At 28.7% G+C, this 464-nt stretch carries 1 protein-coding gene; it reads right to left on the reverse strand.

What is annotated here, in order from left to right; translation table 11 throughout:
• Nucleotides 1-464: glycosyltransferase (locus KI356_RS27750; protein ID WP_212937069.1), on the reverse strand; the 464-nt coding region annotated here is incomplete at both ends.

Here is a 464-nt window from a genome sequence, read left to right on the forward strand (position 1 = left end):
AATTTGCTTACCTAATAAGATAAAATTACTCTCAAGCCTCAAATCTTTTATCATATCTTTAATCATTTTTTTATCCCCTCCATATCCAACCACATACCAAACAATGTCATCAAAACCTTTATCTATTAGTATTTTTAAAGCTCGAACTGCATTGTCAATCCCTTTTGCATGTGATAATCTTGCTACGGTCACAATTTTAAATCGATTATCGTAAATCATAGGATTATCAATGTGTTTATTCGACATTTCTCTAATGTAATTTGGAGAAATGATATTTTCAAGAACTACAACTTTATGCTCTAATTGACCATATGTTTTTAAAAATGAACTTTTACATCCTTCTGATACAGCTACAATATAATCAAATTTATCCCACATTTTTATATCCATATCTATATCGAGCTCTATTGTAGAATAATCCGTATGAATCCATGCTATTTTTTTTTTCGCATTAATCTTATGAG

Source organism: Bacillus hominis, assembly GCF_018332515.1.
Classification (GTDB): domain Bacteria; phylum Bacillota; class Bacilli; order Bacillales; family Bacillaceae_G; genus Bacillus_A; species Bacillus_A hominis.